General features: G+C 67.3%; 18 protein-coding genes. 9 read left to right on the forward strand and 9 right to left on the reverse strand.

Annotated elements, in window-relative coordinates; translation table 11 throughout:
- From ACI1US_RS08445 to dut, 5 genes are all read right to left on the reverse strand, one after another.
- Positions 1 to 479: MerR family transcriptional regulator (locus tag ACI1US_RS08445; RefSeq protein WP_461639704.1), on the reverse strand; the 479-nt coding region annotated here is incomplete at its 3' end.
- A 184-nt stretch (positions 480 to 663) separates the two neighbouring features.
- Positions 664 to 3,336 carry an aconitate hydratase AcnA gene (gene acnA, locus ACI1US_RS08450; protein ID WP_416549575.1) on the reverse strand — a complete coding sequence of 891 codons (2,673 nt, stop codon included), beginning with the start codon at positions 3,334 to 3,336 and terminating at the stop codon, positions 664 to 666.
- Between the two features lie 63 nt (positions 3,337 to 3,399).
- Positions 3,400 to 4,269: a DUF3159 domain-containing protein gene (locus ACI1US_RS08455; protein WP_461639706.1), complete on the reverse strand. Its 870-nt coding sequence runs from the start codon at positions 4,267 to 4,269 to the stop codon at positions 3,400 to 3,402.
- Positions 4,266 to 4,934 carry a DUF3710 domain-containing protein gene (locus tag ACI1US_RS08460; RefSeq protein WP_461639708.1) on the reverse strand — a complete coding sequence of 223 codons (669 nt, stop codon included), beginning with the start codon at positions 4,932 to 4,934 and terminating at the stop codon, positions 4,266 to 4,268. The genes ACI1US_RS08455 and ACI1US_RS08460 overlap by 4 nt, the downstream gene beginning before the upstream one ends.
- 40 nt (positions 4,935 to 4,974) lie before the next feature.
- On the reverse strand, positions 4,975 to 5,421 hold the full coding sequence (dut, locus tag ACI1US_RS08465) for a dUTP diphosphatase (protein WP_461639710.1): 447 nt from the start codon (positions 5,419 to 5,421) through the stop codon (positions 4,975 to 4,977).
- 110 nt (positions 5,422 to 5,531) lie between these two features.
- On the opposite strand from dut, the gene ACI1US_RS08470 reads away from it, so the two are divergent.
- Entirely contained in the window at positions 5,532 to 5,987 is a 456-nt protein-coding gene (locus tag ACI1US_RS08470; protein WP_461639712.1) for a DUF3093 domain-containing protein, read from the forward strand.
- Positions 5,988 to 5,995: 8 nt separating this feature from the next.
- On the opposite strand, the gene ACI1US_RS08475 is transcribed toward ACI1US_RS08470, so the two are convergent.
- The gene (locus ACI1US_RS08475; RefSeq protein WP_461639714.1) at positions 5,996 to 6,289 is read right to left on the reverse strand and encodes a DUF4193 domain-containing protein; all 294 of its coding nucleotides are present in this window, start codon (positions 6,287 to 6,289) and stop codon (positions 5,996 to 5,998) included.
- Positions 6,290 to 6,477: 188 nt separating this feature from the next.
- On the opposite strand from ACI1US_RS08475, the gene sepH reads away from it, so the two are divergent.
- Positions 6,478 to 7,914, forward strand: coding sequence for a septation protein SepH (gene sepH / locus ACI1US_RS08480; protein WP_461639715.1), 1,437 nt, complete (start codon positions 6,478 to 6,480; stop codon positions 7,912 to 7,914).
- Between the two features lie 70 nt (positions 7,915 to 7,984).
- Here sepH and ACI1US_RS08485 read toward each other — a convergent pair whose 3' ends face one another.
- Positions 7,985 to 9,232, reverse strand: coding sequence for an alkaline phosphatase family protein (locus tag ACI1US_RS08485; protein ID WP_461639717.1), 1,248 nt, complete (start codon positions 9,230 to 9,232; stop codon positions 7,985 to 7,987).
- 10 nt (positions 9,233 to 9,242) lie between these two features.
- On the opposite strand from ACI1US_RS08485, the gene ACI1US_RS08490 reads away from it, so the two are divergent.
- Positions 9,243 to 11,714 carry a DNA gyrase/topoisomerase IV subunit A gene (locus tag ACI1US_RS08490; protein WP_461639719.1) on the forward strand — a complete coding sequence of 824 codons (2,472 nt, stop codon included), beginning with the start codon at positions 9,243 to 9,245 and terminating at the stop codon, positions 11,712 to 11,714.
- Positions 11,715 to 11,738: 24 nt separating this feature from the next.
- On the opposite strand, the gene ACI1US_RS08495 is transcribed toward ACI1US_RS08490, so the two are convergent.
- Complete coding sequence (locus ACI1US_RS08495) at positions 11,739 to 13,214, reverse strand: helix-turn-helix transcriptional regulator (RefSeq protein WP_461639721.1); 1,476 nt, start codon at positions 13,212 to 13,214, stop codon at positions 11,739 to 11,741.
- 123 nt (positions 13,215 to 13,337) lie between these two features.
- Here ACI1US_RS08495 and ACI1US_RS08500 point away from each other — a divergent pair, with 123 nt between their 5' ends.
- From ACI1US_RS08500 to ACI1US_RS08525, 6 genes are all read left to right on the forward strand, one after another.
- On the forward strand, positions 13,338 to 14,996 hold the full coding sequence (locus tag ACI1US_RS08500; RefSeq protein WP_461639723.1) for a SulP family inorganic anion transporter: 1,659 nt from the start codon (positions 13,338 to 13,340) through the stop codon (positions 14,994 to 14,996).
- Positions 14,990 to 15,667 carry a GAP family protein gene (locus tag ACI1US_RS08505; RefSeq protein WP_461639725.1) on the forward strand — a complete coding sequence of 226 codons (678 nt, stop codon included), beginning with the start codon at positions 14,990 to 14,992 and terminating at the stop codon, positions 15,665 to 15,667. Before ACI1US_RS08500 ends, ACI1US_RS08505 begins: the two co-directional genes overlap by 7 nt.
- Before the next feature lie 44 nt (positions 15,668 to 15,711).
- Positions 15,712 to 15,966, forward strand: a complete 255-nt coding sequence (locus ACI1US_RS08510) for a PLDc N-terminal domain-containing protein (protein ID WP_461639727.1) — start codon at positions 15,712 to 15,714, stop codon at positions 15,964 to 15,966.
- 9 nt (positions 15,967 to 15,975) lie between these two features.
- A complete protein-coding gene (locus ACI1US_RS08515) occupies positions 15,976 to 16,086 on the forward strand; it encodes an SHOCT domain-containing protein (RefSeq protein ID WP_461639729.1) in 111 nt (36 codons plus the stop codon).
- A 146-nt stretch (positions 16,087 to 16,232) separates the two neighbouring features.
- Positions 16,233 to 17,174, forward strand: a complete 942-nt coding sequence (locus ACI1US_RS08520) for a DUF1214 domain-containing protein (protein ID WP_461639731.1) — start codon at positions 16,233 to 16,235, stop codon at positions 17,172 to 17,174.
- A complete protein-coding gene (locus ACI1US_RS08525; RefSeq protein ID WP_461639733.1) occupies positions 17,171 to 17,959 on the forward strand; it encodes a tyrosine-protein phosphatase in 789 nt (262 codons plus the stop codon). The genes ACI1US_RS08520 and ACI1US_RS08525 overlap by 4 nt, the downstream gene beginning before the upstream one ends.
- A 90-nt stretch (positions 17,960 to 18,049) precedes the next feature.
- On the opposite strand, the gene ACI1US_RS08530 is transcribed toward ACI1US_RS08525, so the two are convergent.
- Positions 18,050 to 20,143: a DNA gyrase/topoisomerase IV subunit B gene (locus ACI1US_RS08530; protein WP_416549577.1), complete on the reverse strand. Its 2,094-nt coding sequence runs from the start codon at positions 20,141 to 20,143 to the stop codon at positions 18,050 to 18,052.
- Positions 20,144 to 20,212 lie beyond the last annotated feature (69 nt).

The raw sequence follows: 20,212 nt of genomic DNA on the forward strand, positions 1-20,212 counted from the left end.
TATTCCCGCACAACGCCCTCGATGTCGACTGGAGCGACGTAGGCGTCAAGCGAGGACCCCGGTGACAACTGAAACTCAGGCAGCGAGGCGCCTGAAAGCTTCAAACGCTTGTCCGACTTCAGATCTTTCAGGTCGTCGGGATGCGCCGAGAAGCTTTGCCTGCGACTTCGTGAGGCAAGCAGATCGGACAGCACCACCGCTGGGTGGGGAGAGCTGTGCATCAGCACGAGGTGCGCCCGTACCCGTGATAGTTCTTTGGGAGACACTTCCGGTAACGATCCGCTCAAGGCATCTAACAGCGCGGCAGCCATCCGATCGCTGAGCGGGCGGCGGCTGCGCGGACGCCACCCAGCGGCCCTGGCTGGAATCACTACAAGGTTTCCCACACGCTCGGAAGGTATGTCGCCCGCCGCTACGAGCTGCCGTACTCGCGACACGGAAATGCCCTTCTGCGAGGCGAAATCGGCAACCGAGTACATGACACAAGGGTAACTATTTAGGTATAGAAGTGTCAAGAGTGATGCCATACATAGCAATGACATGGCTCCGCACGGAGGGCCTGAGATCACGCCCAAAGCTTCCGCGGCCACAACAGCAAGACCCCCATGCCCTATCAGGGCACGGGGGTCTTGCTATCGCGCAGGGCTAGAGCCCGGGCGTGTACTACTTCGCGAGCGAGCGCAGCACGTACTGCAGGATGCCGCCGTTGCGGTAGTAGTCTGCCTCACCCGGGGTGTCGATACGGACAACCGCGTCGAAGGAGACGACCGAGCCGTCAGCCTTCGTGGCCGAGACCTTGACGGTCTTCGGGGTGACGCCGTTGTTCAGCTCCGCTACGCCCGAGATGTCGAACGTCTCGGTGCCGTCGAGGCCCAGGCTGTCGGCGTTCTTGCCGACGGGGAACTGCAGCGGCAGCACGCCCATGCCGATGAGGTTCGAGCGGTGGATCCTCTCGAAGCTCTCGGTGATGACGGCCTTGACGCCGAGGAGGCTGGTGCCCTTTGCTGCCCAGTCACGCGACGAACCGGAGCCGTACTCCTTGCCGCCGAGGACGACGAGCGGAGTGCCAGCTGCCTGGTAGTTCTGCGACGCGTCGTAGATGTACGACTGCGGGCCGCCCTCCTGCGTGAAGTCGCGGGTGAAGCCACCCTCGACGTTGTCGAGGAGCTGGTTGCGCAGGCGGATGTTCGCGAAGGTGCCGCGGATCATGACCTCGTGGTTGCCACGGCGCGAGCCGTAGGTGTTGAAGTCACGGACAGCGATGCCGTTCTCGACGAGGTAGCGGCCTGCCGGGGTCTCGGCGCGGAAGCTGCCTGCGGGGCTGATGTGGTCGGTCGTGACCGAGTCGCCCAGCTTTGCAAGCACACGAGCGCCCGTGATGTCCTCGACGGGAGCAGGAGTGACCTCCATGCCGTCGAAGTAGGGCGCCTTGCGCACGTAGGTCGAAGCCTCGTCCCATGCGAAGGTGTTGCCCTCGGGGGTCGGCAGCGAGGTCCAGTGCTCGTCACCGTCGAACACGGTCGCGTACTTCTCGCGGAACATGTCAGAGTCGATCGAGGCGTCAGCGATCTTCTGCACCTCGGTCGGGTCTGGCCAGATGTCGCGGAGGAACACGTCGTTGCCCTCGGAATCCTCGCCGAGCGACTCGGTTTCGAAGTCGAAGTCCATCGTGCCGGCGAGCGAGTACGCAACGACGAGCGGGGGGCTCGCGAGGTAGTTCATCTTGATGTCCGGGTTGATGCGACCCTCGAAGTTACGGTTACCCGAGAGCACCGCGGTGACGGCGAGGTCGTGGTCGTTGACCGCGGCCGAGATCTCGTCGTTCAGCGGACCGGAGTTACCGATGCAGGTCATGCAGCCGTAGCCGACAAGGTAGAAGCCGAGTGCCTCGAGGTCGGTGTTCAGGCCCGACTTCTCGTAGTAGTCGGTGACAACCTTCGAGCCGGGAGCGAGCGTGGTCTTCACCCACGGCTTCGCCTTGAGGCCCTTCGCTACGGCGTTACGCGCGAGCACACCGGCCGCGAGCATCACCGAGGGGTTCGAGGTGTTCGTGCACGAGGTGATCGATGCAAGCGTGACCGCGCCGTGATCGAGCTCGAACTCGCGACCCTGGTCGTCCTTCACCTTGGCGGGGTTCGACGCCTCGGTGTAGTTCTTCAGGTCGATCTCGAACTGATCCTTCGCGCTCGTGAGCTCGATACGATCCTGCGGGCGCTTCGGGCCAGCGATCGACGAGACAACGGTGCTGAGATCGAGTTCGAGGTACTCCGAGAACACGGGCTCGACGCTCGGGTCGTGCCACATGCCCTGCGCCTGCGTGTACGCCTTGACGAGCTCAACCTGCTCGTCCGAGCGGCCGGTGAGGCGCATGTAGTCGAGGGTGACCTCGTCGACGGGGAACATGGCTGCGGTCGAGCCGAACTCGGGGCTCATGTTGCCGATGGTTGCACGGTTTGCGAGCGGCACGGAGCCGACGCCCTCGCCGTAGAACTCAACGAACTTGCCGACTACGCCGTGCTGGCGGAGCTGCTGGGTGATCGTGAGCACGACGTCGGTTGCGGTGACGCCAGCGGGGATCTTGCCAGAGAGCTTGAAGCCGACGACGCGCGGGATGAGCATGGAGATCGGCTGGCCGAGCATTGCTGCCTCGGCCTCGATGCCGCCAACGCCCCAGCCGAGCACGCCGAGACCGTTCTGCATGGTCGTGTGCGAGTCGGTGCCGACAGAGGTGTCGGGGTACGCCTGCGTGACACCGTCAACCTCGCGGGTGAAGGTAACGCGCGCGAGGTGCTCAATGTTCACCTGGTGCACGATGCCGGTCCCCGGGGGAACAACCTTGAAGTCATCGAAGGCGCCCTGGCCCCAGCGGAGGAACTGGTAGCGCTCACCGTTGCGCTCGTATTCCATCGCGACGTTCTTCGCGAACGCCTCCTTGTTGCCGTAGGAGTCGGAGATGACCGAGTGGTCAATCACGAGCTCTGCGGGCGCAAGCGGGTTGATCTTTGCGGGGTCTCCCCCGAGGTCGGTCACTGCCTCGCGCATGGTGGCGAGGTCGACGATGCAGGGAACACCAGTGAAGTCCTGCATGATGACGCGTGCCGGGCTGAACTGGATCTCCGTGTCGGGCTCTGCCGACGGATCCCAGTTGCCGAGCGCCTCAATGTGCTTGGTCGTGACGTTTGCGCCGTCTTCCGTGCGGAGCAGGTTCTCGAGCAGCACCTTCAGGCTGTACGGGAGCCGCTCGCTGCCGGCGACTTCAGCAATCTTGAAGATTTCGTAGTTCTTGTCTCCGACTGCAAGCGTGTCGCGTGCGCCGAAGCTGTTGATCGATGCCATGAGGTCCCTCCAAAGTCTCTCGATGTCAAGATAAATCCTACACCCTCAAGAGGATCTCTGCTGTCACTCCGACGGGGTGTTCTCCCCCGAGATTACGCCCTTTTTGTCCGGCGAATCATCTGATGAAGATCGGAGCCTGCGCACGGCGAACCACGTAACGATGATGATCACCGCGAAGAACGGCACGCCCATCACGATTCTCGCGACGCCCAACGCTTCCACCCGCTCCGCGAGATACATCGGCAACTGCACCGCGAGCCGCGCAACAAACAAGCCAAGCCACATCACGGTGAGCCACAGCGCCGTCCGACGGACCCTCCGATTCTTCCGCCACCCGCGCATGTCGCCGTCGAGCATGCCGATGAGCAGGCCTACCGCGGGCCAGCCAACGAGGATCGACGCAAGCAGTCCGGTGCCCCACGCAATGTTCACGATGAACCCGGAGAGGAAGTAGTCCACGCCGCGGCCCGTCACCAGGGTAATGATGACGGCGATACCTACGCCGAGCATGCCAGACAGCGCGGAGACGACTGGCTCGCGCTGAATCAGCCGCAGCGCGACGAGCAGCAGGGCGAGCCCGCCAGGCACGAGCGCGGACAACCGCGCATCCTGCGTAACGACGAAGAGCACGACGAACAGCAGGCTCGGAACGATCGCCTCGACTACGCCGCGCACGCCGCCGATCGCTTGGAACACGCCCGCCGCGGTGAGATCCTCACCCTCGGCACCCGCGCGGACCGCGCGCGCGATCCCCCCATTCAGGCTCGCGAGACGGGCCGCCTGCCCGGAAACCGGGGGCTGCCCGGCAGCGGGATCGCCGCCCGAAGCTGCGTCAGCACCGCCGAAGCCCTCCGGAAGTTCAGAGCCTGCCGACTGCTCGAAACTTTCCGAGCCCTCGGAGCCCTCGGAGCCCTCGGAGCGCTCGGGGCTCACGCGTCAGTCGCTCCGGCACCCTGAGCTCCGGGCTGCACGCCCGCGGGCACACGCAGCGGCAGCAGGTCGCCGGGAGGCATCGGCAGATCGCCGCGCACGACGACGATCTCACGGAAGAGCTCGATGACCTGCTCGCGGGTCTCCGCGTCGACTGCGGCCTTACCCATGAGAATGCCGCGGAGGATCCACCGCGGTCCATCGACGCCAATGAAGCGCGCCGCGCGCGTGCCGCCGCCCTGGTCGGCGGGAACCGCGGTTGCGGTCACGATCTCAGCGCCGAGCACGCCGTCTTCCTCGCGCACCTCGGCTCCCTGGCCCTCAAGCTGGGTGGTGAGGTCGCGACGAATCTGGTGCCACATGCCGCTCGACTTGGGAGCGGAGAACGCCTGCACCTGCAGCAGCGACTCGGCGTACTCGAGCGAGACGGCGACGACGCGCTGCGCGCGCTCATCGACCTCGAGACGCATCTGCAGGCCCTCACGCGGCGCGATCTTGATGCCGCCGAGATCGACGTACGGCCGCATTGCCGGGACCTCAGCAAAATCGAACGGGCCGGCCGTCTCGCGATCCGCGGGCGCAGACTTCGAGGTGTCGACCGCCTCGGCAGCCTCCTCGGTGGTCTCCTGCGCGTCAGCGGCCGACTCGTTCACTTCGTATTCGCTCATACTTGATTGTCTCCTAAATATCTGGGTCACCCGCGGGGCGTTAGACCGCGTCGCTCACTCCGGTGGAACCAAAGCCCTGTGCGCCGCGCGCGGTGTCGTTGGGAAGCTCGGCAACCGGCACAAAGACCGCACGGCTCACCGGCATCACCAGCAGCTGCGCGATCCGGTCGCCGACGGCCACCTCGAACGGCTCGGAGAGGTCGGTGTTGAGGAGCGTGATCTTGATTTCGCCGCGGTAGCCAGCGTCGACGGTTCCCGGTGAGTTCACGACCGTGATTCCGCGCTTCGCGGCAAGTCCGCTGCGGGGTACCACAAACGCGGCGTACCCCTCGGGCAGCGCGATCGACACTCCGGTGCCAACGAGCGCACGATGGCCGGGCTCAATAATGACGGCCTCTGCCGCGCGAAGATCGGCTCCAGCATCGTCGGAGTGGGCGTACTGCGGAGGCGGCTCCGCAACTATGGGTACACGTACTACGTCAGTCACGAGATCAGGCTATCGGATGCCGCGGCAAACCCGCCCGAACGCGCGCGAGAATCAGGCAGCGAAACGCAGCGCACACAGCTTCCCGCCCGACAACGGGAGATAATGGGATCATGACCGCACAGACTACGGCAGTTCGCTATCGCGAGCGCCTTCTCCCAGGATTCGGGTTCTTCGGCGCTTGGCTGCTCCTCATCCCAGCAACGGCACTCATTATGATGCCGATCAACAAGGGCGCGGCTATTCCCGTGGCGATCGGCATGTACGTGCTCGTCGCGCTCATCTTTGTGGCGCTGAGCCCGGTGGTCGAGGTGCGTGACGGGACGCTGCGCGCCGGTCGGGCCCACATCTCAACCGACATGATCGGTGAGATTGAACCGCTCGGTTCGGACGCGCTCCGGGACGTAATTGGCCCCGGAGCTGACGCCCGAAACTACTTGGTTGTGCGGGGATGGATCCACCGCGGGGTGAAGCTCGAGATTACTGACGCGTCAGATGCAACGCCGTTCTGGATCATCACCAGCCGCAAGCCACTCGCGCTCGCAGAGGCGCTTCGGACAGCGGCGTAGGCACGCTGTTACGCGTCGCACTCCACGCAGATCGGCCCGAGGTCGGTCTCGCGTGAGAGCTGCGAGCGGTGGCGCACGAGGAAGCAGCTCACGCAGGTGAACTCATCTGCCTGCTGCGGCAGCACCACGACGTCGAGCTCGACGTCGGAGAGGTCAGAGCCGCCGAGGTCGAAACTCGGGTTGTCCGCGTCTTCGGAGTCGAGCGACGAGGTTCCCTTCGACGGGCCACGCTCTTTCAGCGCCTCAATCGACTCTGCTGTTTCGTCGTCGTTCTTCCGAGGGGCATCGTAATCGGTTGCCATGTTTCTCCTGCAATTCGTCGCGGCTGGCTATGGGAGCGGCCATAGTCTGCCCGATAGATCGTTCGAACGCAAACTAATATTCTCGGGCACGGCGCGCCCGCCGAAAGCATCCGCGCACTCGCCCGGGTCAATACCCACTCCTACGCGCAAGCTGTGGCACGCTTGAGCGAACATCGAAGGGATCTGCAATGGATGAACTGCGCGTAGTACGGCGCGAGGAGGGTTCCCTCATCCTCGCGAACGAGCTCGGCGAAGAATACCGCTTGGTCGTCGACGAAGAGATTGCCCAAGAAGTGCGCCTGGCGACGCCCCGTACAGCGAGTTCGGTGCGTGTGCGCCCCCGCGAGATCCAGGCACTTCTGCGCTCGGGCAAGACCCGCGCCGAGGTGGCAAGCGAGACCGGTCTCGACGAGGCCGACGTCGAGCGCTTCGAGGAGCCCGTGCGCGCCGAAATGCGCTACATGCTCGACCTCGCGCACGCCGTGTCTGTCCGCACCGATGCCACGCAAACTTCGAGTACGCCCACCGCGAACGCCGACGAGCAGCGCTTTGGGCAGGTCATCTCCGAGCGCCTCATCGGGCTGGGAAACACCGAGAGCAGCTGGCGATCCTGGCGTGACGACGAGGCCGGATGGCTCATCGGGCTCACCTTCGATTCCCGCGAGGGCGAGCACGACGCCGTCTGGACATTCGACCACAAGAAGCGCGTGCTCAGCCCGCTCACGCCCGACGCAACGAACCTCTCAAAGCTCGGCGAAGTTGGCGACAGGCTCATCCCGAAGCTTCGTGCGGTCGACAACGAGCAGCCCGAGCGCGTCGACACCCCAGTCTTTGACCCCGACGGCCTACTCGCGCCAACGGCGGAGATTCAGCCGCTCACACCGGCCGATGCGGTGCAGCAGTCCGAGCAGGGCGCTCATGCCTCGCAGGGGGCTCAGTCCGCGTCGCAGGACGCTCCCCCGCTCAACGCCGACGCAGAATACGAGCGCCGGCGAGACATCGACCACCTCGCGGTGAATACGCCAGACGACGGCGCAGCAGACCTCAGCCAGACTGCCGACCTCCTCGACGCGCTCAGGCGGCGACGCGGTGAGCGCTCGCTCGAGGCGGAGCTCGCGCTTGACGGGGAGCCCGGCAGCGATTCGGAACCCGCTGCAGGCGACTCCGCCGACCAGTGGGCTGCCGACCGCTCGCCGCGCGCACTCATCGACGCGGGTCCCCGGCCGCAGCCCGGCAAGCGCTCAGGCGCGGCAGCGAACATCTGGGGAACGCTCGGCGTTTCCGCGACACCCGACGCAGCAAGACCCGATGCAGCGGCCACCGAACGGACCGATGGCACGGCAGCGGGTGCCGGACGCTCGGGCGTCAGGGACTCCGGCACCACGGCCGCTGACAGCGACGCACACGATGCCTCCGGCATACCAGCGACGCTCGACATCGATGTAGCGAGCGGAGACGCCGCCGATGGCACTGGCGCAGCTGCTGCCGACTCCGAGACGGCATCAACGAAACGCTCGGGTGCAAAGCGCGACGCGAAGCGAAGCGATAGCAAGCGCGGCCGCTCCTCGATCCCGAGCTGGGACGACATCCTCTTCGGCACACGCAGCGACGACGACCCCGCCTAGCGCACCGGGGGCTCCGGAGGTTGCGGCGCACCCGTCTCGCGCCTGTCTCGCGCACGCGAGTGGCACGTCGCTAGACGCGCGGCGTGGGTGCCGCCGCGGCGACAAGCTCGACCGCCCGCGCGAATGAGCTGCCCGCGAGGGCCCCGCCGAGGATCAGCGGGATCCCGCGCTCCTCGTCGGTCCACGAGCCGTGCTGCCCGACCATCTTCAGGGCCTCAGGGTCGTCCTCGGTCGAGTAGTAGGCGCACTGCGCGCGTGCCGCGAGCACCACGTCTCCGACGCGCTCGGCGACTCCCTCACCGACGACGTCGCCGAACACCCCCGACGCGAAGAGTTCGTCGCGGGTGGCGACCCACGCCCGCTTGCCCTCGAGTTCTGTGAGCATCTCGGCGAAGTGCGCGGGATCCTCTCCGTCGTTCAGGTAGAAGCTCCTGAAGCGCGGTTCGCCTCCGACGGCGCGCACGCCCGCGAACTCCGGGGCGCCGAGGTCAAAGACGATCTGCTGGTGGGCGGCGACGTCAACCATGCCGTGATCGGCCGTGATGATGAGCCCCGTCTCGCTGGGGAGCCCCGTCAGAAAACCGGCGAGCGCCGCGTCGAGCTGCTCGAGGCGGCGCGACCACTCCTCGCTCTGCCAGCCGTGCTGGTGCCCCGCACGGTCGAGCTCATCGACGTAGACGTAGGCAAGGGTGGGCTCGCCCGAGCCCAAGTGCGCTTTCGCCGCCGCCAGCCGGTCTTCGATGCGGTCGCCGCCTGTGTAGTCGGCGCCGGTGAGGATTGCGTTCGTGAGCCCACTCCCGGTGTGGGCAGGCCGACCGTACGCGCGCGCCCGCACTCCGGCGGAGGCGGCGGTCTCGAACAGCGACGGCGCGCGCTGCCAGCTTCGCGGGTCGGCGATGCCCTCCCAGTCGCGCAGCGGCGAGATCAGCCCGAGCTCTGGGTGCATGATGCGATAGCCGATGAGGCCGTGTTCGGCGGGCAGGCGGCCCGTCGTCAGCGCCGTGAGCGCGGCCCCGGTGGTCGACGGCGTGACCGTGGTGATGCGCCGCTGCTGCAGCGCCGAAATCGTTGGAGCGTGCCCCTTGCGCGCCTTGAGATTCGCGCTGCCGAGACCGTCAACGGCGAGAATGACGAGCGAGCGGATCGCCGGCAGCATCCCGACCACATCGCTCCCGACCACATCGTTGCCGAGCTCTCGACCGCTCGCCGCCCCGAGCACGGTTTCGGCGGAGAGATCGTGGCCGAGCGCGAGCGCGGCGAGGCCAGTCGGCAAAATCGCGGCAAGCCTCCCGCCGTTGTCGGTAGCAGTCGGTAGCATGAAACCCATTATGGCCGACGTAACCGACATGGATACTCCCGGAGCAGCCCACGAGGCTCCCGGCGAACGCATCGAAGACATCGACATCTCTGAAGAGATGGAAGGTTCCTTCCTCGAGTACGCCTATTCGGTGATCTATTCGCGGGCGCTGCCCGACGCGCGTGACGGCCTGAAGCCCGTGCAGCGCCGCATCCTCTACATGATGACCGATATGGGGCTGCGCCCCGACAAGGGCCACGTGAAGTCTGCCCGCGTCGTCGGCGAGGTCATGGGTAAGCTCCACCCGCACGGTGACTCGTCAATCTACGACGCGCTCGTTCGGCTCTCGCAAGACTTCGCGCTGCGGCTGCCACTCATCGACGGGCACGGAAACTTCGGCTCGCTCGACGACGGCCCTGCTGCCGCGCGTTACACCGAGGCGAGGCTCGCCGGTGCCGCCCTCGCGATGACCGAGTCGCTCGACGAAGACGTCGTCGACTTCGTCCCGAACTACGACAACCAGCTGCTGCAGCCGGAGGTACTCCCCTCGGCGGTTCCCAACCTGCTCGTGAACGGCGCAAGCGGTATCGCGGTGGGAATGGCGACGAACCTCGCCCCGCACAACCTCATCGAGGTCGTCGAGGGCGCGAAGCACCTGCTCTACCACCCGGGTGCGACGGTCGAGGAGCTCATGGAGTTCATCCCCGGCCCTGACCTTCCCGGGGGCGGCACCATCGTGGGCCTCGACGGCGTCACCGACGCCTACCGCACGGGCCGCGGGGCGTTCCGCACCCGCGCAAAGGTCTCGATCGAGCAGATCGGCCCGCGCCGCACCGGCATCATCGTCACCGAGCTGCCGTACCTCGTCGGCCCCGAGCGCGTCATCGACCGCATCAAGCAGGGCGTCGAGGCGAAGAAGATCACCGGCATCACCGACGTCGTCGACCTCTCAGACCGCAAGAACGGGCTGAAGCTCGTCATCACGCTGAAGACTGGCTTCTCCCCCGAGGCCGTGCTCGAACTGCTCTACCGCTACACGCCGCTCGAAGACTCATTCAGCATCAACTCGGTTGCGCTCGTCGAGGGGCAGCCGCAGACGCTCAGCCTGCGCGAAATGCTGCGCGTCTTCCTCGACCACCGACTCTCGGTCGTCACGCGCCGTAGCGAGTACCGGCTGCGAAAGCGCCGCGAGCGGCTGCACCTCGTTGAGGGCCTGCTTATCGCAATCCTCGACATCGACGAGGTGATCCAGGTCATCCGCACGAGCGACGACTCCGACGAGGCGCGCTCACGGCTGCAGCAGGTATTCGACCTCTCTGAGCTGCAGGCCGAGTACATTCTCGAGCTCCGGCTGCGCCGCCTGACGAAGTTCTCCCGCGTGGAGCTCGAAGGCGAGCGTGACCAGCTGAAGGCAGAGATTGAGGCGCTCCTCGAGATCCTCAGCAGCAAGGAGCGGCTCCGCGGAGTCGTCGCCACCGAACTCGACGCCGCGGCGACCGCCTACGGCACGCCGCGCCGCACGCTCCTCACTGGCGCGGTCGCACGCCCGGCCCGCGCGGCGGTCTCCCCCGACGCACTGCAGGTCGCAGACACCCCGTGCACCGTGCTGCTCTCGGCGACCGGTCGCGCGCTGCGTGTCGACCGCGACCCCGAGGGGCAGGAGGTGGCCCGCGCAACCCCGCGCGCCACGAAGCACGGTGCCGTCACGACCCGCATCGACACGACGGTCCGGGGCGAGCTGGGCGCGATCCTCTCCGACGGCTCGCTGCACCGCTTCACCCCCGTTGACCTACCGCTCGTGCCGGGGGCATCGATCGCGTTCTCGGCCGGCGTGAAGCTCGCCGAATACATCGGGCTCACCGACAAGAAGCTTCGCATTGTTGGGGTCGTGCCGCTCGACGCTGAGACCCCGGTCGGCATGTTCACCGAGCAGGGCATCGTCAAGCGCGTCGTGCTCACGGACCTGCCTGCGCGCCCCGAGTTCGAGGTCATTACCCTCAAGCTGGGCGACTCGGTCGTCGCCGCCTTCCCCGTGCCAGATTCCGCAGAGTTCGTCGCGGTATCGAGCGACGCCCAGCTGCTGCGCTTCTCTGCCTCCACCGTTCGGCCGCAGGGCCGGCCAGCCGGCGGTATGGCCGGCATGAAGCTCGGTGCCGGGGCACGCGTGCTCTTCGCAACGGCAGTCGCCGAGGACGCAGAGGCGCGCGTTGCAACCGTGGCCGAGGGATCCGACGAGAACGCGCTGCTCAGCGCGCTCGTGTCGTCTGCGAAGGTCTCGGACTGGGCAGAGTTCCCGGCGAAGGGCCGTGCGACCGGTGGTGTCCGCGCGCAGCGCTTCCTGAAGGGCGAGGATCGCCTCGTCGCGGCCTGGGTCGGCACGGGCGAGCCACGCGCCCTCGCCGCTGACGGCGCGGCCCGCAAGCTCCCCGAGGAGCTCGGCAAGCGCGACGGCTCGGGCACCCCGCTCGAGAGCGCGATTGCCTACATCGGTGAGGCGCCGTAGGCCGCTCCGTGCGGCTGACCCCAGCTAGCGCTGGTCCGCCGCTGTGAGCGCAGCCCGCCGCGTACTCACTCCGAGCTTCTTGTAGATAGCCCGAATGTGCGTTTTCACGGTCGGGTATGCGATCGACAGCTCTGCTGCGATCTCCTCGCCCGTCATCGTGGTGCGCAGGAGGGTGAGGATCTCGCGCTCGCGCCTCGTGAGCAGCCCCGTGACGACCGCCGAGTGCCGATCTCGCTCCGCGAAGATTGTCTGCAAGAACCGCTCGTGTGCGGTCCCTCCGTTTGCGTGGGCGCTGAGCAGGTCACCAATCACGGAGTCTGGGGCGAGAAACGGGGCGAGGACACGCTCACTCTCGGCCGCCTCAAGTGCCCGCTCAAGGTACTCGTGCGCGAGCGGCCCGCGGCCGCGTGCGGCAGCAAGGGAGGCCGAGGTCGCGAGGGTGCTCACGACCGCGTAGCGGGGCGGCGTGCTCACGGCGGCGAGGCTGAGCGCCTGGGCTGCCCGTTCCGCGTCGCCGAGGCGGCTGAAGAGCTCAGCGAGGAGCGCGTGCGCGACCGGGGCACCGCTGCGCATGAGCGCGGGGCTGGCGATCTGTCGTGCGACCGCATCGTTGCCCTCGGCGTGCGCGAGCCAACCGGCCGCCACGCGGCGTAGCGTTCCCCACGGGATTCCGTGCTTATCCTCGGCGCTCACGCCCTGCAGGAGTCGGGAGGCCTCCCGGTAGCGGTCCTTCCGCTGTATCGCGATCAGGCTCATCACGAGGAACAGCCGAGCGTGGGCTTCGAAGTCCGTTCCGGGGCTGCCCTCGCGTACGAGCGGGTCGAGCAGCGCGACCGCGCGCTCGAAGTCTCCGCGCCAGTACGCGATCGATCCCCGCGTTGAATCACACAGGCCGCCCTCGAAGCGTTCCCAGTCGTTCGCGGGGTTCTGGGGCCGCAGGCCGTCGAGGATCGTCTCAGCCTCGGTGAACGCACCGGCGAGCGCGAGCGCGAAGGCGAGGTTTGCCTGCGCGAGGTGGAGCGTCTCGCCCCGCTTGTGCAGCCGCGCCTCTTCCGACGCGGAGCGCAGCAGCGCGATTGCCTCCGGCAGGTTGCGCCGCAGTCGCACCTCTGCCCAGCCGAGCAGGAACAGCGCTGAGGGATAGTCGTCGCCCGGACCGCACTTGGCAAGCGCTCGCTTCGCTTCGTCGGCGATCGTAGCCTTCGTGGGTGTGTCGGGCGCGAGCAGGAGGTTGGTAAAGCAGGCGACGAACTCGGTGGGTGCGGCGCGCAGGCCTTGACCGCGGAGAAACGAGGCCCCGTGGGAATCACCGAGGAGGTCTCTGCAGCAGGCACGAATGAGCAGCAGGTCGGGATCCTCGGCAGCGGAGAACTCGACGCAGAGCTGCTCGAGCTCGGCGGTGTGCGACTCAAGGATCAGGTTGAGCCAGTGCCTGCGCAGGAGGCCGAGAGCGCGATCGACGTCGCCTGCTGCGAGCTCGCGACGGATGGCATCGATCATGACTCACAGGATATCCCTCTGTGCATCACGGGAGGAAGATAGCTCCCTCCTCGGCCACCGCCCCTCATCCGAGAAGGGTGAGATTGCTTCCGCGGAGCCCGGTTTTCGGGGACTATTGCAGCAATGCGCACAATCATCCCAGGCCTCACCCGCCACAATGCCGGCCGCGAGCTCCTGGCTGGCGTCACGCTGCTCGCGATCGCGATCCCGCTGAACATCGGCTACGCCCAGATCGCCGGGCTCCCCGCCACCGCCGGGCTCTATGCCCTCATCGTGCCCACCGTGGTGTGGGCCCTCGTCACCTCATCGCGGCAGCTCGTGGTGTCGCCTGACGCCGCGGCGGCAGCACTCGTCGCCTCGTCGCTCGGGGGAATTGCGGTCGCCGGATCCGCCCACTACGCCGCGATGGCGCTCGCGCAGGCCGTGCTCTGCGGCGTGCTCTTCCTGCTCATGTCGGTCTTCAAGCTCGGCTTTCTCGCGAACTTCCTCTCGAAACCGATCCTCATCGGCTTTGTCAGCGGCCTCGCCCTCGACATCCTGCTCTCCCAGGTCGCGAAGATGCTCGGCATCAGCGTCGAGTCGGGGGCCGAGTTCGGTGCGAAGCTCGTGCGCATCGCGACGGGGCTCGCCGAGACGAACCTGCCATCCGTGCTGATCGCGGCCGCGGGGCTACTCGTCCTCATCGCGGGGAAGAAACTCGCCCCAATGATTCCCTGGGCGCTCGCCGTCATGGTGCTGGCGACGGTGCTCGTCGTGGCAACCGGCGCGGAGGCGCACGGGGTGCGGGTGCTCGGGGCCATTCCCGGCGGGCCGCCCGTGCTCACCTGGCCCGTACTGGCGTGGCACGACTGGCTCGCGATCGTGCCGTCCGCCATCGCCCTCACGCTGGTCACCTCGGCGGAGGGGCTGCTGGTGGCTCGCTCCTACGCTGAGAAGCGCGGCTACGCGACGCGCCCGAACCGCGACCTGCTCGCGCTCGGTGTCGCGAACATCGCGGCCGGGGCGAGCGGATCGTTTGTGCAAGGTGCCTCGACGAGCCGCACCGCGGCGATGGACGCGGCCGGATCCCGCACGCAGCTGCCGTCGCTCGTACTCGCCGCCGGAACGCTCGGCTTCCTCCTGTTCGGCACCTCACTGCTCGCGAGCATCCCCTCGCCCGCCATCGGCGCGATCGTCGCCGTCGCAGTGCTTCCGCTGCTCGGGGTGACGGAGTTTCGCGGGCTCTGGCGCACCTCGAAGAGCGAGTTCTGGATCGGGATCGTCTGCCTGCTCGTGACCGTCTTCGTCGGCGCGATCGCCGGGATCCTCGTGGCCTTTGTGCTCGCGCTCGTGAATCTCGCCAGGCGCGCGGCGAGCCCCGCGATCGACGTCATCGCGCCCGGCGACGAGCCAGACGGCGCGCCGCGCGTCTCGGCCCCGAACACCGTCGTGCTGCGCATGGCCGCACCGCTGTTCTTCGCGAACGGCAGCGTCTTCGTAGCCGCAGCGAAAGCCGCGGTGACACGGCCGGCAGGCGAAGCGGCCGTGCGCTCGCTCGTCATCGACATGGAGGCCATCACCGACGTCGACGTCACCGGGGCCGAGGCCTTCGCAGGGCTCCGCCAGTGGCTCTCGGAACGCGAGATCGCCCTGAGCTTCAGCCGCGTCCGCAGCGACGCCCTCCCGCGCCTGCGCCACTTCGGAGTCGTCATGCCGGATGACACGCTGCACCCCACGAACCGGGCCGCACTCGGCGACCCCGCCTCACCCAACCCGCTCGAGTCAAGGGACCGCACATGCTAAACACCATCATCGGCGAGGTGCTGCCGCTCACCATCGCGATCGCAATCAGCCCGCTCTCCATCGTCGCTGTCGTGCTCATGTTGCTCTCCCCACGGGCCAAGCAGACAGGCCCGGGGTTCTTCCTCGGCTGGCTGCTCGGCATCGCGGTGCCGGTCACCGTGTCCGTGCTCATCGCCGGCCTACTCCCCGAGCAGGCGGCGACGGGTGGCAAGAGTGTGGCGCAGGCAATCACACACTTCGTCCTGGCCGCGCTCATGCTCCTGCTCGCGCTGAAGGGCTGGCGTGGCCGCCCGAAGCCCGGCGAGGACGCGCCGCTGCCGAAGTGGATGTCTGCCATCGACTCCTTCACCTTCGGCCGCGCGCTCGGACTCGGCCTGCTGCTCTCGGGGCCGCGCCCGAAGAACCTCCTCATCGCGGCCAGCGCCGGCGTGATTATCGGCAGCGCCGGGCTGAGCGCCGGCCAGGCAACGATCGCGACCGCCGTCTTCATCGGGTGCGCGGTGTCAACGGTGCTCATCCCCGTCGGCGCCTACTTCCTCGCGGCTGATCGGCTCAGGCCAGCGCTCGAGTCACTGCACCGGTGGCTCGCGCGCGAAAACGCAATCATCACGACCGTGCTCCTCACCGTCATGGGAGCCCTCATGCTCGGCAAGGGCATCGCCGCCCTGTAGCGAGCTCCGCGGCCCACTCGGGCCACCACTGAAAAGGAACACACATGAATCTCTGGGAAATGCTCGGCTGGATGCTCTGGGCAGTCATCTTCATCAGCTACCTGTTCGCACTCTTCGCGATCATCACCGACCTGTTCCGCGATCACAGCCTGAGCGGCTGGGGGAAGGCCGTGTGGGCACTGTTCCTCATCTTCCTCCCACTCCTCACCGCCCTCGTGTACCTCATCACCCGCGGCGGCGGCATGGCGTCGCGAACGCAGGCCGCGGGGCGCGAGGCGGAGGCCGCGACGGCCTCGTAGATTCGGGAGGTGGCCGGGCGCACCCCCGCGGAGGAGATCGCCGGGGCCGCCGAGCTGCTCGCCGCAGGCACCATCACGCAGCCCGAGTTCGACGCGCTCAAGGCGAAGGCGCTCGCCTAGGCCGCTGCCCGTCACACGCCTCCCGCGCTTCCGAGTGCCCCGTGTTTCCCGCGCACGCCTGCCAGCGCTTCCCGCGCACACCTGCCGCGCGCACGCGGCATCAACCGTGAGCACTCAGACCCGCACCACTTCGAAAGGACCCCACCTTGTCCCCCATCCCCGTAAACGTCAAGAACTTCAACCGGGCAGAAACCGATCTCATGTTCTCCCGCCTGGCGCTAGGCTCTGGCCTGGGCCAGTGGAACCACACCTACGAGCTCAAGCCGCTCGACGACCAGCCCATCATCCGGCAGAACCGGGACACGCTGTACAGCAGCGCGATCATTGATGTGCGAGGCGACGTCACTGTCACGCTGCCCGAGGTCGGCGACCGCTACATTTCGGTGTGGGTCGTCAACCAGGATCACTACGGCCCGCTCATCCTCAGCGAGGCCGGTGAGCACGTGCTCACCCGCGAGCTCGTCGGAAGCGATTACGCCGCGCTCATCGTGCGGATCCTCGTGGACCCGGCGGTTCCCGCGGACGTCGCCGAGGTGAACCGGCTGCAGAACGCCCTGAAGCTCACGGGTGGCGGGTCGGGCCCGTTCCCGCTCCCCGACTACGACGAGGCCTCGCACACTGAGACCCGCGAGGCGATCCTCACGCTCGCGCGCGGCGTGAGCAAGTACGACCGCTCGTTCGGCACCGCCGCCGAGGTGGACCCGGTGATGCACCTTCTCGGAACCGCGTCAGGCTGGGGCGGGCTCCCCGAATACGAGGCGACCTACATTAGCGTGAGCGAGAACCTCCCGGTCGCCGAGTACCGGCTCCGGCTGAGCGACGTTCCCGTCGACGCGTTCTGGTCGGTCTCGCTGTACAACGCCGCGGGCTACTTCGAGGAGAACGCGCTCGGCGTGAACAGCATCAACAGCCTGACGGCGGTCAGGGACGCCGACGACGGCGTGACGATTCGCTTCGGCGTACAGCTCGACGGCGTCGCAAACGCGCTGCCCATCATGCCGGGCTGGAACTACGTGCTGCGACTCTACCGCCCCAGGCCCGCGGTGCTTGACGGCACGTGGGTCGCGCCGCGGCCGGAGCTCGTGTGAGCGGGGAGCGCGCGGCGTCGCAGCCCAGCGCCGTCGCGAACCTGCGAGATCTCGGGGGCATTGCCGCCGCTGACGGTGCGCTCGTCGCGCCCGGCGTGCTGTTCAGATCAGCGTCACTCTCCGCGCCCGGCGCAGAGGAGGCCCTCGGTGCCCTTGGCGTTCGCACCGTGTTCGACCTCCGGACAGCGGACGAGGCGAGCTCAGCCCCCGACCGCGTGCCAGGGGGCGCACGCGCGGTCGCACTCGACGTGCTTGCGGACAGCTCCCTGAGTGTCGCGGCGACGCTCGGGAGCATCACGAGCAATCCGCAGGGGTTCGCTGACTCGCTCGCCGGAGGCAAAGCGGAGCGGCTGTTTGAGGAGACCTACCGCGACCTCGTGCGGCTTCCCTCGGCACAGCATGCCTACCGCGCGTTCGTGCTCGACCTCGCCGATCCAGCCCGGGAGGGTGCGGCGCTCTTCCACTGCACCACTGGCAAGGACCGCACGGGATGGGCCGCAGCCCTGGTGCTCTCGATCCTCGGCGCTTCCGAGGACGCCATCTCTGCCGACTACATGCGCACCAACACCGACCTGCTGCCGGCACTCGAGCCCGTGTTTGCGGCGCTGGAGGCACAGGGCGTCAGCCGGGCGACCGTCATGCCGGTACTCGGGGTTCGCGAAAGCTACCTCGACGCTGCCTTCGGGCAGGTGCGCGAGCAGTACGGCGACGTCGCGCGATACGCGACCGAGGGGCTAGGCTTGCCGCCTGAGGCCCTCACCGCGCTCCGCGCACGCATGCTGTAGCGCTCGGGTGGTTCCACGGCGGGCGCGCCGCCGTGGAACCACCGCGAGGAGCACCTCCAGAAGCACCGCCGTTGGGGCGCCGCAGCGCAGCTAGGCGTCGATGCGCTCCCGGTCGAGGTCGTCAGCGTTCTCGATGATGAACTCCTTGCGCGGGGCAACCTCGTTGCCCATGAGCAGCTCGAACATCTGGGCCGCCGCGTGTGCGTCTTCGAGGCGCACCCGGCGCAGCGTGCGGTGCTCGCGGTCCATCGTGGTCTCTGCGAGCTGATCGGCGTCCATCTCACCGAGGCCCTTGTAGCGCTGGATCGGCTCCTGGTATTTCTTCCCGCGCTTGCGCAGGTCTGTGAGCAGCGTCTGCAGCTCGCGCTCGCTGTAGGTGTAGATCACGTCGTTGGGCTTGCGGCCCGCATTCTGCACGATGACGCGATGCAGCGGTGGCACCGCTGCGTACACACGGCCGGCTTCGAGCATGGGGCGCATGTAGCGGAAGAACAGCGTGAGCAGCAGCGTGCGAATGTGCGCGCCGTCGACGTCCGCGTCGCTCATAAGAATCACCTTGCCGTAGCGCGCCGATTCGAGGTCGAAGTCGCGGCCCGATCCCGCCCCGATGACCTTGATGATCGCGCCGCACTCGGTGTTCGAGAGCATCTCGGCGAGCGAGGCCTTCTGCACATTGAGGATCTTGCCCCGGATCGGCAAGAGCGCCTGGTATTCGCTGTCGCGTGCCGGCTTCGCGGTGCCGAGGGCACTGTCGCCCTCGACGATGAAGAGCTCAGAGTTCGCGACGTCTTTCGAACGGCAGTCAATGAGCTTGGACGGCAGCGAGGAGCTCTCGAGGGTGCTCTTGCGGCGCGCCGTGTCACGCTGCGTCCGCATGGCGATCCGAGACTTCATCTCAGAAACCATCTTCTCGAGCAGCGTGCCGGTCTGGGCCTTGTCGTGCTTCTTCGTCGACTCGTAGCGCTCAGTCAGCGCCTTCGCCACGGACTTCGACACGATCTGGCGGACGGCGGCTGTGCCAAGCACTTCCTTCGTCTGCCCCTCGAACTGCGGCTCGGGCACCCGAACGGTGACCACGGCGGTGAGCCCCGTGAGGATGTCGTCTTTCTCGGGCTTGTCCGAACCGGCCTTCAGCTTGCGAGCGTTCGTCTCGATCTGCTTGCGGAAGAACTTGGTGAGGCCCTGCTCGAAGCCGGCGAGGTGCGTGCCACCCTTCGGCGTCGCGATGATGTTCACGAAGCTCTGGATCTCGGTGTCGTAGCCGGTGCCCCAGCGGAGGGCGATATCGACCTCACACTCACGCTCGACCTCGCGCGAGACCAGGTGCCCGGTCGTCTCGTCCATCACGGGAACGGTCTCCGTGAATTTCCCGGAGTCGTTCACCCGCCACGTGTCGGTGACCGGGGCGTCGACGGCGAGGAAGTTGACGAACTCCGCGATCCCGCCCTCGTAGTTGAAGCTGTGAACGACTGGTGCGCCGCTCTCGTCGAGCGATTCGGGTCGCTGATCGACAATTTCGATCGTGAGCCCCGTGACCAGGAAGGCGGTTTGCCGGGCACGCGCGATGAGCGCGTCGGCCTCGAAGCGCGCGGTCGACAGGAAGATCTGCGGATCCGCCCAGTAGCGCACCCGCGTACCGGTGACGCCCTTCTTCACCTTGCCGATCGCCTGGATACCCGTCGCGCGGTCAAACGGAGCGAAATCGCTGTCAGGGCCCTCGCCAGCGAACACCCCTGGCTCGCCGTGCCGGAAGGACATCGCCCAGGTCTTGCCGTCGCGGTCGACCTCGACGTCGAGGCGTGAGGACAGTGCGTTGACCACGGAGGCGCCGACACCGTGCAGGCCGCCGGACGAGGCGTAGCCGCCGCCACCGAACTTGCCGCCCGCGTGCAGCTTCGTGAAGACGAGCTCGACGCCGCTCAGACCGCTGCGCGGTTCGATGTCAACGGGCACGCCTCGCCCGTCGTCGGCGACGGTGACGCTGCCGTCCGCGTGCAACGTGATGCGAATGCTCGAGCCGTGGCCTGCGAGGGCCTCGTCAACGGAGTTATCGATGATCTCCCACAGGCAGTGCATGAGTCCGCGCGAGTCGGTCGTGCCGATGTACATACCCGGACGCTTACGAACGGCTTCAAGCCCCTCGAGTACGGTGAGGTGCCTGGCAGAGTAACTGGATTCAGCCACGTGAAAGAACCTGCTTTCTTGGAGACTCCCCCACTGTAGAGCACGCCACCGACACTGCCTGTGACTGGG

The organism is Leucobacter sp. BZR 635, from assembly GCF_048061935.2.
Classification (GTDB): domain Bacteria; phylum Actinomycetota; class Actinomycetes; order Actinomycetales; family Microbacteriaceae; genus Leucobacter.

What these genes read in the sequence shown, in the direction of transcription:
- acnA (WP_416549575.1), bottom strand. Translation starts at nt 3,336, where the DNA reads ATGGCATCGATCAACAGCTTCGGCGCACGCGACACGCTTGCAGTCGGA.
- ACI1US_RS08460 (WP_461639708.1), bottom strand. Translation starts at nt 4,934, where the DNA reads ATGAGCGAATACGAAGTGAACGAGTCGGCCGCTGACGCGCAGGAGACC.
- ACI1US_RS08470 (WP_461639712.1), top strand. Translation starts at nt 5,532, where the DNA reads ATGACCGCACAGACTACGGCAGTTCGCTATCGCGAGCGCCTTCTCCCA.
- ACI1US_RS08475 (WP_461639714.1), bottom strand. Translation starts at nt 6,289, where the DNA reads ATGGCAACCGATTACGATGCCCCTCGGAAGAACGACGACGAAACAGCA.
- sepH (WP_461639715.1), top strand. Translation starts at nt 6,478, where the DNA reads ATGGATGAACTGCGCGTAGTACGGCGCGAGGAGGGTTCCCTCATCCTC.
- ACI1US_RS08485 (WP_461639717.1), bottom strand. Translation starts at nt 9,232, where the DNA reads ATGCTACCGACTGCTACCGACAACGGCGGGAGGCTTGCCGCGATTTTG.
- ACI1US_RS08490 (WP_461639719.1), top strand. Translation starts at nt 9,243, where the DNA reads ATGGCCGACGTAACCGACATGGATACTCCCGGAGCAGCCCACGAGGCT.
- ACI1US_RS08495 (WP_461639721.1), bottom strand. Translation starts at nt 13,214, where the DNA reads ATGATCGATGCCATCCGTCGCGAGCTCGCAGCAGGCGACGTCGATCGC.
- ACI1US_RS08500 (WP_461639723.1), top strand. Translation starts at nt 13,338, where the DNA reads ATGCGCACAATCATCCCAGGCCTCACCCGCCACAATGCCGGCCGCGAG.
- ACI1US_RS08505 (WP_461639725.1), top strand. Translation starts at nt 14,990, where the DNA reads ATGCTAAACACCATCATCGGCGAGGTGCTGCCGCTCACCATCGCGATC.
- ACI1US_RS08510 (WP_461639727.1), top strand. Translation starts at nt 15,712, where the DNA reads ATGAATCTCTGGGAAATGCTCGGCTGGATGCTCTGGGCAGTCATCTTC.